The following is a 12,865-nucleotide window of genomic DNA, read 5'->3' as shown; positions in this document are numbered from 1 at the left end:
CCAAAACCTCGAAGGTCTGCAATAGTAATAGGCACAGATATAACAATAATTGATTTTTTAATTGTAGTCGTTGTCCGAGTCGTCTCCTCCTGAACTACCGATTGATCCACTACTTTTTCTATCTGATCCATAATATTCTAATTCTTGGTAACTAACGTCATCATGTATTGATGTTTTTGTACAAGATGCGAAAATTGATAAAGCTAAAAGTAGAAAAGAAATTCTTACTAATGTTTTTTGAAGTTCATTTTTTATTTTTTTAAATACTAATTTTTATTGATGATTTACACAACATATTTGTTATGTAAATATTTGATTATCAAACAAAATTATAAGTTTTATTTTGTTTTTACATTAATGCTTTTTTTTATTTTAAGGTTACTTTTGCACCTTTTTTAACCATAAAAAGACATAAATCCCTACTTTTTTTAACATTTTTTTGGTAAAAACGTCAGATGTTTGATTGTCTGTTATGAGAAGTACCCTTTTTTAGTTATAATGTATTAATAGTCAAAAGATTATAATTATTGTTAACAAGTGTTCTCACTATGGTTTTGCCGTAGTTGTTTGTTAAAAAATGTGATTTTCCGTAGTTTAGGGCTTAGGGAAGAAGAATAAATGTAAGTTGGTAACAATATATTAAAAAGTAGAGATAAAAATTGATTAGTTTTTAATACACCTAAGTATGCTATATCATATAACTCCTATTCAATGAAATACAAAATAATTAGTAGTGTCGCAATTCTAATTTTGATATTTTTTGGTATAAAAATGACCAAAAAAATAAACTTTAATACCCGATATACAGCAGGGCAGGTAATTGATAGTCTACACCATGTAAAAGTATATTATAACGGAGGAGTATCTCATACAGAAGGTAGAAACCTTGCACCAGATGGATATAACTTAGGGATTAAATATCAATGTGTAGAATTTGTAAAACGGTATTATTATGAGTATCTGAATCATCAGATGCCAGATACCTATGGTAACGCCAAAGATTTTTTTGATAGTGACCTAAAAGATGGGGTTATAAACCCTCAGAGAAATCTATTACAATATCATAATGGGGCTACAGTGCCTCCCAGAGAAAATGATATTTTGATTATAGATAAGAGCCTATGGAATCCCTATGGACATGTAGCTATTATTGCAGCAGTACAGCAAGATAGCATTACTATTATCCAGCAAAATCCAGGACCTTTTGGAAAAAGTAGAGAGCAACTATCAATACAGCAATCAGAAGGCACATATTATATAGATAATAATCGTGTACTGGGGTGGTTAACCCTAGAGAAATGAAGAAGGCTCTCTTAGTATTTATACTTATCATGATGAAAAAATAAAGATTCTATTACTGACGGTTTTAATACGTATTGGAGCAGGGTACGGGTACTTTTTTACAAAACCAAAGTTTAAAGAATGTCATAAAAGTTACATAAGCCCTGATCGAAAATATAATTTAAAAATATATGTGCGAACAAATATGTTTACCATATCATTATAAGGTAAACAATCACATAGGTTAGCTTATATGGTACTAGAGGATCAGAATGGGGAAATACTAAGTAAACCTAAGGTTTTTAGGGATTGTAATTTCTAAATTGAAGATTTATATATAACATGGTTAGAGGAAGAAGGTAAAGTGTTGTATACCAGAAAATATCATTATATAAACCTAGTCTACTATGAAGATGACTAGTACTGAGTTATTTTAATAATCTAAGATTTTTTAAACATTTCTAAAAAGACATGTTAATTTTCTGTATATATTACGACTACTTATGTCTAAAAAGAGCAGTTTTATACTAACGGTACTATAATTATGCAGCAAATTTATATCAGTATATTCTTAATATGCTTAGGGATTCAGCAAGGAAGTGCACAAGAATGGTTAACCAATTTTGAAACAGCAAAAACAATAGCAGAGGAGAATGATAGCACTATTATTTTAGTGTTTTCTGGGTCGGATTGGTGTGCACCATGTATAAAGCTAGAAAAACAGATTCTAAATACTGATATATTTAAAGAATATGCTAAGGAGCATTATGTACTTCTAAAAGCAGATTTTCCTAGAAAGAAAAAAAACCAGTTGACGGCAGAACTTCAGAACCAGAATAAAGAACTAGCAGAGACCTATAATAAGAGTGGAGGATTTCCATTAGTAGTTGTTTTAGATAGTAATGGAAAAAAATTAGGAGAAGTAGGGTATAAAAAAGGAACACCAGACTCGTACTTAAAAATTCTAAATACAATGATTCAATAATATGTTTAGATATTTTTTTATAGTTCTAGCAGTAACCACTATAAGTAATATAGGTTTTTCGCAGCAGATATATAAACGAACGTTAACTCTAATGGGTAGTCGTTTTGATATTACTGTTGTTGCGACAGAAAAGATAAAAGCACATCAGTACATAGATCAAGCAGTAGAAGAAATTTCTAGAATAGAAAAATTGATATCCTCGTGGGATAAAAGTTCTCAGACCTCATTGATTAATACTAATGCGGGTATACGGGCTGTAACAGTAGATAAAGAACTCTTTGATTTAATCCATAGAGCAATACAATTATCTAAGTTAACAGATGGCGCTTTTGATATCAGTTATGCATCAATGGATCAGATTTGGAAATTCGATAATAGTATGACTACAATGCCTACTGAGCAAGATATAAATGCATCTGTAGCAAGAGTAGGATATCATAATATTATTATGGATAAAGAAAAATCTACAGTATATCTTACCAAAAAAGGAATGAAAATAGGATTTGGAGCAATAGGCAAGGGGTATGCTGCTGATAAAGCTAAAGACCTGTTGGTAAAACAAGGAGTAATTGCAGGGATTATAAATGCATCTGGTGATATGAATACTTGGGGTAACCAACCCGATGGTAGTGAGTGGAAGGTGGCAATAACTAATCCTATGAATAAAAATAATGCATTTGCATTGTTGCCAGTAGTGAATAGTGCAGTCGTAACTTCTGGAAACTACGAAAAATATGTGGTTTTAGAAGGCAAACGATATACACATATTATAGATCCTAGAACGGGATATCCATCTACAGGAATTATAAGTGTAACTGTTTTTGCGCCAAAAGCAGAGTTGGCAGACGCTTTAGCAACTTCTGTTTTTGTGATGGGAATAGAGACAGGAGTAAATAGAATAAATCAATTAAAAGGAGTAGAATGTATTATTATCGATGATCAAGGAGATATTCATACGTCTAATCATATTACAATACATCAATAAAATTCTCATTGTAGGATTTTATAATAAAAAACATATCCTTGATAAGAGAGATGAATAAAAAGTTGACTAAAATTTATTAGAATGAAATTAATAGGATTAACCTCAGTACTAGTGTTATTACTTAACTCTTGTGTAGCCGTAAAAGAATATGAAAAAGTTCAGATCAATGATCCTGATATGGAATTAGCGCTTAAAAAAATTGATCGTTTCGAGACAAATTTTCAAGCATATAGAGAGGCTGCAGCAGGAGCAAATGGAGGTAAAACAGGTGGAGGTTGTGGTTGTAACTAATCTCTAATTAAAACATTAATTAAGAATACGATAATTTATATAAATATATTTACTTTGAAAAAAAGTTCCCTAATCATAGCATTAGTAATTACAACATTTGTAGTAGCTCAAGAAAAGCAACAATATGATGGTAAGAGTTATAAAAAAAGAGTCTTAGAAGCTACAGAAGTAGATTTTCTAACCAGTTATTACACCCAGGATGGAGATAATGCAGCAGTAACAGGAGGGATCGGTACCGAAGAATTGACAGATCTAACCCCTACTATAGTAGTTTCTATACCATTAAATGATGATGATGTTCTAACTATAGACGCAGGGATATCTGCATACACATCAGCATCTTCTAGTAATGTAAACCCTTTTGATGGTGATGCCCCTGCAAATCCTTATGTAGCCTCATCAGGAGCATCAAAAGAAGATGTTTTGGTTACTCTCTCAGCTAATTATAGTCATAGTAGTGATGATCGTAATACAATATGGTCAGCCAATGTGTCTACAGCAAACGAGCATGATTACTCCTCTATAGGAGTCGGAGGGAGTTATACTCGATTATTCAATGAAAAAAATACAGAATTAAGTATAAAAGCTAATGCATTCTTCGATACATGGACTGCGATATATCCATCAGAACTTAGAGATTTACCGTCATTCGTTAAATTTGATGATGAGTCCCGTAACTCCTACTCAGTAGGGTTTGGGTTTTCGCAGATTTTATCTAAGAAATTACAAGGATCACTATCCTTGGATCTGATACAACAAGAAGGCCTGCTATCCACACCATTCCAACGAGTACAATTTGTAGATGTACCAGATGTAGTGATCCAAGAGTTTACCTATGGTGATGATGTAGAGAGATTACCAGACTCTAGAACTAAAGTAGCCTTAGGAGGAAGAGTACATTACTACCTTAATGAGATAATAACCGTACGCACATTTTATAGATACTATACCGATAATTGGGGGATTAATTCGCATACAGCTAGTATAGAAGTTCCTATTAAGATTACGGATAAGTTTACAGTATATCCATCTTATCGATGGTATAACCAAACCGCAGCAGATTACTTTGCCCCGTTTAATAAACACCTCTCTACAACACGATTCTATACTTCGGATTATGATCTATCGGATTTCGATGCCAATCAATATGGTTTTGGGATTAGTTATACTGATATTTTTACAAAATTTCATATCTGGAAGTTTGGTTTAAAAAGCATAGACCTTAGATTTAGACAGTATGAACGAAGTACTGGGCTAAGTGCAAGTTTATTTTCGGGAGGAATTAGTTTTGTGATAGAGTAACCTATAATCATCATTTCTTTAAGATAAAAAAAATAATTTGACACATAATAGTGTTATAGTACGTTTAGAAACGTAACTAGGTTTTGAGCACTAGTATTACTATATCTTCATACCGATTTGCAAAATAATTAAATACCTATAGGTTGTTATTATGGAGAACGTCTAAAGTAGTGTTTATGCAAAATATTCTATTTCCCCTAAGAAAAAATCGAATACTATTTTTTTAAGCACCTAATTTTAGCCCTCTAAGGCTAAACGTTTAACAATGATGATGCAAATTTTAACTACACTGACCCATCAGAAGGTCTCTGAGGCCTTCTGATGGGTCTTTTAGACGAAGTGTCTAACCTGAGCTCTTAAAATTTCTAGGTAAAGAGTTAAACGTTTAACCCTTTACTTAGAAATTTTAACCTCTGAGGCTAAATTTTTAACCTCTGAGGTTAAATTTTTAACCTATGTTGTTAAAAAATGCACTCTTAGAGTTAAACGGAACGTCTTTTAGACCCATCGGAGCGTATTTAGAGATAAACAGTAAATGATTCTCAATTATTATGTTTTTGCATAGATCACCTCTATTTTTAAGTAGCATACAAGTTTTAGTTATAAACTTACGATCATGAATATGATGATCTACTGGATTAATTTTATAGTACTGATTTCTAATAGTTGAATACGACCAATTGAATTTTTAAAAAATAATAAGACTGGCTTTAGGTTCTTTAACTGTTGTGAAATAATACTAAAATCTATTGATATTATCTCTAAATATAGAGGCTGTATTTGTAGCAAATGAGTTTGGTTTAAGTATTTGCTTATTAGTGCTTTGTGTATTTTTTTTGAAATATGATGAAATATTTTTTAAGAATTTTTCCTCGAAATTAGTAAGGTATAATTGTAAAAAAGCCACTCATGAAAAAAATCATTTCAATTTTTTTCCTATTATTTTTTTTATTCACGTTTATACGTTGTAAAAAGGAGAAGAAGGAAACTAAAGTAATCGAAAAACAAGAAATCATCAAAGAAGAACTTTTTACAAGCTATTCTTTATTAGGTAAAAGAGGCGTAATTAATCATAAGAAGAAAGGCAATATACTTCCTTTCGAGAATTCATATTTACCAGCTCCTGATACATCGGTATACCAAGGTAATTTATTTTCATTACGCCATGATTATCCATTATCAAGCACTCCCTTAGATACTTTGCCTTGGAAACAAGTTACTAATAATGGGGCTATTACAAGGACTAATGCTTATGATTATGTACAAGCTATAAAATCATATGTATCAGATGATATGACACGATTGTTATATAAATATGATCAATGGAATCCTTCTAAAGAGCCTTGGTTTCAATCGATATGGTTAGGAAATGTACGAGAACCAATCCATGGGATGTATGTAGGTTCTAGTTTTCCTGCAGGGACATTAACACCTAGTCAAACAGCGGGTTTAACAACATATGTGTATACACTGTATGATCAAACTTCGGCAGTGACATTAAATAAAATTTGGGGGCAGAATAAAGAAAAGGCATATAACCCTAACTTGTCAAGTACAGAGGATGCACAATTTGCAGAAGGGAGTGTTATTGTTAAGTTTGCTTTTGTATCACTACAGGAATATTGGCCTCCTATGGAAAATGCTGCAACATGGGATGTATATACAGATGTTGCTCCGGGGAAGGATGCTCCAGGAACTAGTGATACTGTGGTTAGAAAATTATATCTAATGCAGTTTGATATGATTGTAAAAGATAGTACAGCAGCACCAGAAACAGGGTGGGTGTTTAGTACTTTAGTCTATGATAAAGATAATAAAGGAGAGACAGCATGGGATAGAATGGTACCACTAGGTGCTACTTGGGGAAATAACCCTAAGATGATTGATACTACCGCAGCAGCAATAGGAGTGCCTTCTAAAGTAAATAAAGCATTAACAGAGAACTGGATTAATATGGCTTCTCCAGCATATTCTAGAGCAACCTTAGGATGGGATGGTAGACTTTCTGGACCCAATGATGGAGCGGTAGTGAGTCCTGCAGTTACCCAGAGTGGGAAAAAATATGAAGCGCCGCATGGACTAAGTACAGTAGGGTGTCTAGGATGTCACAGTTCTGCACAATATAAGTTTAAATCATTCTTGCTACCAGCTGTAAAAATACCAAGTGAAACTGTTCCTTTGGTATTATATGATCCAGGATCAACAGGGTGGATGAAATGGTTTTCTAATCGTAATGGTACTGAACCTATGGATGCAGGGCAGATAAGCTTAGATTATGATATGGTTACTGCTTTTAAAGCTATACCTGCATGGCAAAAAGCACTAGAAAAACAAAAAGAATTGCAATAGTTTTTTTGATATATAAATCAAATGATTTTGTTTAGTTAAGGAAAAATTTAGAGTTTTTATCTCGCTATTTTTGCCCCACTGAGAATAATTAGGAGTGTATTTAAAAAACTAAAGTTTTATCAGTCTTTTATAGGTTAAGATTGCGATTAAAAGTTAAACGCAAGAATATTGATAAATTAAGTAAAATGATTTTAATCTTAACTGTTGATTCATAATGTAGTACATCGATTATTTATGAATTCTAAATTCCTTGAGTTTTTTTTAAAACTCAAGGAATTTTTAGTTATAAAAATTAGGTGTCACTATCAGTAGTATAGCTTTTGCCCCACTCGCACATGCTATTAAAAATCGGAATTAAATTCTTTCCTTTGCTCGTAAGAACATAACAAACACCCATAGGGACAGTATTAGGGATATTATTTTTAGTTATAATTTTTTGTTTTTCTAGAGCCTTTAGTTTTCTACTCAAAACCTGTTCCGAAATATTTGGTAATTCTTTCTTTAGTAAATCAATTAAAAACTATCGGTTTTAAGGTTGAGGATTTTAACTATGTGGCATTATCGCATACTCATTTTGATCACATAGGGCATGCTAATTACTTTAAAAATGCTACTTGGTTAGTACAAGAAAATGAATACAATTTAGTAACTAGTGATTCCGAAAAAACAAAAAATCCAAATATATATAATGCTATAAAAGAATTAACAAAGATTAAAAAGTTAAACGGAGATTTTGATGTCTTTGGCGATGGAACAGTTGTTATAAAAACTATGCCAGGGCATACCATCGGACATCAGGTTCTATATATCGAAGCGGGTTTAGAAAAGCCTATTCTATTAACAGGAGACTTATATCATTTTGAAAAAAACAGAGAAAATAAAGGTGTTCCATCTTTTAACTATGATGTAGCACAGACTCTAAAGAGTATGGAAGCTTTTGAAGCTTATGCAAAAAAACTAATGCTACAGTAATTATTCAACACTCTAAACAGGATTTTAAAAAATTACAAGAAGCACTAAAAAAGTAAGGAGTTGTAAAAAAAATAGAATCATCTCTAATACAACCTGATTTTTGAAAACCCTATGTGTAAAAGTATAGACTATCATTGATACTGTTTTTAAAATAATACTATATAAATAATTAATCTACCCCCTCTAAATCTTTTGATTTAGAGGGTTTTTTTATAACATAGGCTTATTTGGTAATCAAAAAAGATAGATCTATATAGTATTGTTTTTTTACTACAAAAGAATGTGATTTATCCAATCGTGTACAAACAACAGTTTTTTAAAAGAAAACTAGGCATGCTAAGAGTTAAAAAAAGAATACCGAAGTATATCACTTACAATTGTTTCAGAAAATAGTTTTACCTTTCCAGAATGATGTGATGTACTCTATAGATTTACTATAGGCTAGTATAACACCAAATCTTTTATCTTAATTAGAAGTTTAGAATATAATAGTAGGGATGCTTATATTTTTGTAAATAGAAAAATACTGACATATTAAATAGTAGTACATTGATGTAGAATTTATAGCTATAATAATGAATACAAAAAATGATGATATACAGTGTTTTTTTTTAGTTGCCCTATAGTTAAAGATAATCAGATAGTTGAATAGTGTTAGTGGTCGAAAGGAAAATGCTTTTATAGTGAGCTAAGATGTATAGGTGCACTAGAATATAATACTATGGGAAACAACCAAGATCGAATACGAGAACTTTTTGAAAAACTAGAAATCCTATCAAAACAACAGCAAGGTTTTTTAATACAAATACAGAAGATAAAAGAAGAACTAAATCAGTTAAAAAAAACCTCAGTTGCTCAGCCTGATACTCAGATAACACCTCCAACACCAATTCCTTCTATACAACCATTAGAAAAAAGTAAGGAAGAGCAAATACTACCAGATCATTCTAGAGAAGAAAATAAACCGATACAACCAGAGAAAAAACCTATAGTCTCTAGAATACAAAAACCTAAAAAGAAATCCAATATCGAAAAATTTATTGGAGAAAATCTCGTCAATAAAATTGGTATTTTAATTATTATCATAGGAGTTGCTATTGGTGCAAAATATAGTATAGAGAATGATTTGATAAGTCCGTTAACCAGAATTGTATTAGGATATCTTACAGGGTTAGGACTTTTAGGAGTGGGGATGAAATTGAAACAGAAATATAAAAACTTTAGTGCAGTATTAGTAAGTGGTGCTATGGCAATTATGTATTTTATCACCTTTTTGGCATATGATTTATATAATATCATTCCGCAAACAATGACATTTATACTCATGTTATTGTTTACAGCATTTACTGTTTTTACAGCAATACATTACAATAAACAAATTATAGCCCATATAGGATTGGTAGGAGCATATGCAGTACCATTTTTATTAAGTGATGGTTCAGGTAATGTAAAAATTCTCTTTAGTTATATGACTATTATCAATATAGGGATTCTTAGTATAGCTATTAAGAAATATTGGAAACCTTTATATTTTGTATCATTTTTTCTGACTTGGATTATTTTTCTATCGTGGTATGTTTTTGAGCATAATACAGAAGAACATTTTATACTCGGGTTTACATTTCTTTCGGTATTTTTTATACTATTTTACCTTATCTTTTTGGTATACAAGCTTAGAAAAAAAGAAAGTTTTAGAACTACTGATGTAATTTTACAACTCTGCAATTCATTTGTTTTTTATGGGATTGGGATTTCGATGTTAAGTAATCACGACTTAGGGAAAGAACTTTTAGGAGTATTTACTTTGGTAAACGCGATTATTCATTTTATAGTTAGTGTTATTATGTATAAAATGAAACTAGCTAATCGTAATCTGTTTTATTTTGCATCAGGAATGGTACTTACTTTTATTACAATAGCATTCCCAGTACAATTAGATGGTAATTGGGTAACCTTATTATGGGCAGGAGAAGCTGCGTTACTATTTTGGATTGGAAGAACTAAAAAAGTTAAGATATATGAAGTATTGTCATATCCTCTGTGGTTCTTAACCTTTTTTAGTCTTATACATGATTGGGGAGAGCTGTATTATCAATATGATCCAGTTCAGCCAGAAACTAAACTAATACCAATGTTTAATATATATTTAATGACATCGGTAGTATGTATCATCTCTCAGCTATTCATTTATAACACTCATCGTAGACAAAAACTATTATTTCCATGGCCAAAACAATCTTGGTTATATACAATGCTTACCGTAGTCATAACACTGTTATTAATCAGTACCAGTTATTTTACTTTTTGGATAGAAATAGACAATTACTGGGATCAGATTCTATTGTATAAAAAACAACTATTATCCCCTCAGGGATATTCTGATGTAAAGTATGAAGTTATATCGGGAGTTAGAAATTTTAAAGCTATTTGGTTGATTAATTATACGGTACTATTTATAATACTAGTATCTTTTGTAAATATTAAAAAGTTTAAAAATAAGATTTTAGGATATATCACTATAATCGTTATGTTGATTGTACTATTTAGTTTTTTAACTAGAGGACTATATGTCTTAAGCGAACTGAGAGAAACTTATTTAGCATTAAAAGAAACAGAATTTACTGTAGATCCATTATTGTATGTAGGGATACGATATATTTCCTATATCTTTTTAGGAGGATTGTTAGCTACGCTCTACACGTATGTACGACAAAAATTTCTGGACAGAACCTTTAAAATTGCTTTTGAAATTATATTACATTGCGCACTGATTTGGATAGTAAGTAGCGAATTGATCCATTGGCTAGACCTAGCAGGTTATGAAGGGATATATAAATTAGGCTTGAGTATTTTATGGGGATCTTATGCGTTATTATTGATCATTATTGGAATATGGAAAAGGAAGAAATACCTACGGATTTTAGCAATTATAGTATTTGGAATTACATTACTTAAATTGTTTTTCTATGATATTTCGCATTTAGGAACTATATCTAAAGCTATTGTATTCTTATCATTAGGAGTACTACTTTTGATTATTTCATTCTTATATAATAAATACAAAAACATTATTGGTGATGAAAAAGAAAATTAAAATTGTAACCCTTCTATTAATAGTTGCGTATTATGGTGATGGGTATGCCCAGATGGATCAATATGCATATAAAACTAAACTGAATAATATCACCGATACATGGCATAAAATAGGGCTGCCTAATGAAATGTTTAGTAAAATATCCCCTAACTTATCAGATGTTCGTGTTTTTGGGATTACACCAAAAAATGATACTATAGAAGCACCATATGTATTGCGCTTACAAAAAGAGAAGGCATCTCATCAAACGATACCTTTTACGATACTAAATACGACATATAATAAAAAAGGGTCGTATATAACATTAGGGATTCCTAATGAAGAGCCTATTAATCAAATACAGTTAGATTTTAACCAATCCAATTTTGATTGGATGATCACCTTAGAAGGAAGCCAAGATCAGACTCAGTGGTATACCATTACAGAAAACTATCGTATACTCTCTATAAAAAATGAGCTTACGGACTATCAGTTTTCTACGGTAAAATTTTCGACTGCTCAATATCGTTACTTTAGAATATTGATAAAAAGTAATCAAAAACCAGTGCTAGAATCTGCTACGATAACCAAAAAAGAAAAAACAATAGCAGAGTATCAAGAATATCCAATAAAACATATAAATATTCAGAATGTTAAAAAAACAAAACAAACAGTTATAGATGTAAAATTTTCGACAGCAGTCCCTGTAAGTTATATACAGATAGCACCAGAAGATACCTTTGATTATTATAGACCGATATCAATAGAGTATGTATCAGATAGCATCCAAACATCGCAAGGAAAATGGGTGCCTCAATATCATAAACTAAGTTCTGGAGTGCTTAATTCTATAGAGGATAATGTATTTATATGCAGTAGCACTATTACACAAAAATTAAGAATTCTAATTAAGAATCATGATAATCAACCCTTACAAATTAATAAAATTAATATAAAAGGATATAAGCATGAGTTGGTCACACGCTTTATAAGCCCAGCAACATACTATCTGGTTTATGGTAATGATAAAGTACAAAAACCGCTGTATGATCTTAATCATGTATCTGCTAAGATTCCTCAAAACATATCTAATGTAACATTAGGAAAACAAGAAAAAATAGAAAGAGAAGTGGCTAATGTTACAGAACCATTATTTGTCAATAAATATTGGTTATGGGGAGTAATGCTTGTTGTGATTTTATTGTTAGGAGGCTTTACATTATCTATGATGAAAAAGAAATAATACACAGAACTCTAATATAGAATAATCGAAATCTTGTTTTTATACACGATATTAGTTTTTCATAAAAAACTATCATAATTAAAATTAATTTTATTCTGCATAAGAAACCAAAACAAAACGATAGCCACGGCTATCGTTTTGTTTTGGTTTAAAGTGTAATGCAAGTGAAACCAGTTTTGTCTTAGAAAAAAAATAAATAAGAGTTGTTCTAAGAGCCATTCGAGTATGAAATGGTTTGTATTAGTTATATAAAGTAGAAGTATGATAAAAAAGGGGTGTTTTCCCCCCTGTTAAGTAGGGGAATCCGTAAGCATTTTTAGAAATAATTACTTATGTTAGTAGCCGGATAAACTCTTAGATATAAAGCCTTTGCTAATGAAGCTT

10 protein-coding genes are annotated in these 12,865 nt (G+C 31.0%); 9 read left to right on the top strand and 1 reads right to left on the bottom strand.

The features are described 5' to 3' along the window. Positions 1-711: 711 nt before the first annotated feature. The 6 genes from N456_RS20050 (at position 712) to N456_RS20025 (ending at position 7,193) form a co-directional block, all read left to right on the top strand. Positions 712-1,302, top strand: coding sequence for a CHAP domain-containing protein (locus tag N456_RS20050; RefSeq protein ID WP_062061147.1), 591 nt, complete (start codon positions 712-714; stop codon positions 1,300-1,302). A 523-nt stretch (positions 1,303-1,825) separates the two neighbouring features. Continuing rightward, the gene (locus N456_RS20045) at positions 1,826-2,266 is read left to right on the top strand and encodes a thioredoxin family protein (RefSeq protein ID WP_062061144.1); all 441 of its coding nucleotides are present in this window, start codon (positions 1,826-1,828) and stop codon (positions 2,264-2,266) included. A 1-nt stretch (position 2,267) separates the two neighbouring features. Then, positions 2,268-3,251, top strand: coding sequence for an FAD:protein FMN transferase (locus tag N456_RS20040; protein WP_062061142.1), 984 nt, complete (start codon positions 2,268-2,270; stop codon positions 3,249-3,251). Positions 3,252-3,332: 81 nt separating this feature from the next. Next, positions 3,333-3,542, top strand: coding sequence for a DUF4266 domain-containing protein (locus N456_RS20035; protein ID WP_062061139.1), 210 nt, complete (start codon positions 3,333-3,335; stop codon positions 3,540-3,542). A gap of 54 nt (positions 3,543-3,596) precedes the next feature. Next, the gene (locus tag N456_RS20030; protein WP_062061136.1) at positions 3,597-4,844 is read left to right on the top strand and encodes a DUF3570 domain-containing protein; all 1,248 of its coding nucleotides are present in this window, start codon (positions 3,597-3,599) and stop codon (positions 4,842-4,844) included. A 909-nt stretch (positions 4,845-5,753) separates the two neighbouring features. Continuing rightward, entirely contained in the window at positions 5,754-7,193 is a 1,440-nt protein-coding gene (locus N456_RS20025) for a hypothetical protein (RefSeq protein WP_062061133.1), read from the top strand. A 292-nt stretch (positions 7,194-7,485) separates the two neighbouring features. Here N456_RS20025 and N456_RS23835 read toward each other — a convergent pair whose 3' ends face one another. Beyond that, positions 7,486-7,662, bottom strand: a complete 177-nt coding sequence (locus tag N456_RS23835) for a winged helix-turn-helix transcriptional regulator (RefSeq protein WP_240315566.1) — start codon at positions 7,660-7,662, stop codon at positions 7,486-7,488. A gap of 17 nt (positions 7,663-7,679) precedes the next feature. Between N456_RS23835 and N456_RS20020 the strand changes: the two genes are divergently transcribed. The 3 genes from N456_RS20020 (at position 7,680) to N456_RS20010 (ending at position 12,481) form a co-directional block, all read left to right on the top strand. Then, complete coding sequence (locus tag N456_RS20020) at positions 7,680-8,165, top strand: N-acyl homoserine lactonase family protein (protein ID WP_062061130.1); 486 nt, start codon at positions 7,680-7,682, stop codon at positions 8,163-8,165. A 721-nt stretch (positions 8,166-8,886) separates the two neighbouring features. Continuing rightward, positions 8,887-11,259 carry a DUF2339 domain-containing protein gene (locus N456_RS20015; RefSeq protein ID WP_062061128.1) on the top strand — a complete coding sequence of 791 codons (2,373 nt, stop codon included), beginning with the start codon at positions 8,887-8,889 and terminating at the stop codon, positions 11,257-11,259. Continuing rightward, entirely contained in the window at positions 11,243-12,481 is a 1,239-nt protein-coding gene (locus N456_RS20010; protein ID WP_062061125.1) for a DUF3999 family protein, read from the top strand. The genes N456_RS20015 and N456_RS20010 overlap by 17 nt, the downstream gene beginning before the upstream one ends. The last annotated feature ends 384 nt before the right edge of the window (positions 12,482-12,865 follow it).

This window comes from Aquimarina longa SW024 (assembly GCF_001401755.1).
GTDB lineage: Bacteria > Bacteroidota > Bacteroidia > Flavobacteriales > Flavobacteriaceae > Aquimarina > Aquimarina longa.
This window is presented reverse-complemented; position numbering and strand designations above follow the sequence as displayed.